This window comes from Paraburkholderia franconis, assembly GCF_009362735.1.
Lineage (GTDB): Bacteria > Pseudomonadota > Gammaproteobacteria > Burkholderiales > Burkholderiaceae > Paraburkholderia > Paraburkholderia franconis.
This window is the reverse complement of record NZ_WHNP01000197.1, coordinates 1-2,002: the sequence shown is the minus strand read 5'-3', so window position 1 is coordinate 2,002 and position 2,002 is coordinate 1. Positions and strand designations below refer to the sequence as shown.

The 2,002-nt window shown below is 65.0% G+C and carries 3 protein-coding genes; all 3 read right to left on the bottom strand.

Translation table 11 applies throughout. From position 1 onward, the window contains the following. Positions 1-664 (bottom strand): YoaK family protein (locus GCT13_RS47500; protein WP_152768418.1); only part of this gene is annotated, 664 nt, incomplete at its 3' end. A gap of 89 nt (positions 665-753) precedes the next feature. Next, complete coding sequence (locus tag GCT13_RS47495; protein ID WP_152768417.1) at positions 754-1,662, bottom strand: glyoxalase; 909 nt, start codon at positions 1,660-1,662, stop codon at positions 754-756. A gap of 24 nt (positions 1,663-1,686) precedes the next feature. Then, on the bottom strand, positions 1,687-2,002 hold a 316-nt coding region (locus GCT13_RS47490), incomplete at its 5' end, for a DoxX family protein (protein WP_152768416.1).

Here is a 2,002-nt window from a genome sequence, read left to right as displayed (position 1 = left end):
CGCCGCGTGCGTTGAGTGCGAGCCACGCGAGCACGACAAACGGAAGCAGCAGAGCCCAGAACCCGACTTGCCGATACGCGAGCGCGCCTGCGATCGCGCCCGCAGCGAACGCGAGAATGGCCGGCAGCATCTTGCCCAGGCGCGTTCGCGCCACGGCCTGTGCGTCGGATGGCGCGTGCGGCGAAAGCACGTCGATCGCATCGAGCACGGCCTGCGTGACGTTGCCCGTCATCACCGTGTTCGGCACGCCGGGACGCGCGACGAGCCGCCCGTGCGCGTTCTGCACGCCCATCGCCGCCGCGCCGACCATCCCGCAGATGATGACGGGCGTRCTGTCCGAATGAACGACGGGCGAAACGCCGACACCCGCAAGGCAAAAGACCAGCATCAGCGCCGCCTGCACCGCATAGAGAAGACACGCGGCGCGATTGGGCGTCGCCGGTTCCGTGCTCTTCACGAGCAGGCTGCTGACGACCACGCCCGCAACGAATGCCGGGAACGCCATCAGCTTCATGAACACGCCCTGGCCGAAGCCTGCCGCCTCGGCGCCGATCAGCACGAAGTTCCCCGTGACGTGCGCAGTGAACAGGCCGAAAAGCGCGACGAAGCTGAGCGTATCGACATAGCCTGCGATAGCGGCGAGCACGCTGTCTTCAGATTTCATCGATCATCTCCCGCCGTTGGGATGGCACCGGAGCAAACGGCATCGGCACGCGCGCGCGTCCCGCATCGCATGCCGCGCTCTCGCATGCATTACTGCGCCGCTGCATGAATCTCGGCGATATAGCCGCCGGGGAACTGCACGACGGCCGCTTCACGTTKGTCCGAAGTGAACGGYGCGACCAGCACCGTGACGCCCGCCGCCTTCGCTTTCTGCAGCGTGTCGCCGAGATTCGCCACTTCATATCCCGTCATCTCGTGGCCGTACGGATACGGCAGGTGGCCGTCCGTCACCAGCACCGTCATCCGGCCGAAGCCCGACTCGATCCGCACGCGACGGTACGTATCGTTGGGCCGGCCAATCTCGACACCCGGTGCCTTGCGATYGTCGGAGACCACCTTGCCGTGCGAAAAGGCCACGAAATTGCGGACCAGCGCATCGGCGCGTTCCGGCGATACGTAGACGCGGTTCTCCGGCACCGTCTGCAGCGCATCGTAGCTCGGCGCCTKCGTGTGCCAGTAGAGCTGCATGTTGACACCGCCCGGCCACGARACGATCGCGTCGCGTCCGATCGGGTCCGGGAAGGTCGCCACCGTGAYGTCCGCGCCGTGCGCCTTCGCCGACTTCACGGCKGCRTCCATGTCGGTCACGAGGTAGCCCGTGCGCTCGTTGCCGAACGGATACGGAACAGGCGTCTTGAAGCCGAACACCGAGATCGTGCCGACGGGGGTGAAGACGAGTTGCGACATCGTCTGGCTCGGCGTGGGCGTCACCTGAAACACGCCTTGCTGCGACTTGTGACCGCCGAAGGTCGCGACGAAGCTGTCGGTGAACCTGTCAAAGTCATCGGGCGCGACGTAGACGTGCGTCGTGTCGTATTGCGGCCCGACGGAGAGTTGCGGAGCCGCCGCCGGTTTGGCCAATGCAACGGACGCAGCGGACGATGCAACAAGACCGACGGCAACAAGCGTCGTCACAATCAGGGAACGGAGGTTACGCATGATGGTGAAGGTCCTTTAAGGTTTTTATTGAACACCGGCATCGCCGGAAGAATGCTGGACGCCGGCGAGGCATGTCGCCATGACAAGCGCGGCGATGAGTCCAAGGTGTTCGAAGAAGGCGTTCAGCGCAAAGAAGTGCGCATCGCCCGTCAGGTTCCAGAAGTCGTTCGCGACGAACATCGCCACGGCCGTCAATGCGCCCAGCGCGCCCGCGCCCAGCCACACGAAGCGATTGGCGATCACGCACRCCGAGCCGCCAAGCTCGACGACGATCGTGAGCGCCGCCCACAACCATCCTGGGTGCAGCCCAAAATGTTCCTGTTCGAGCACAGCGCCATGA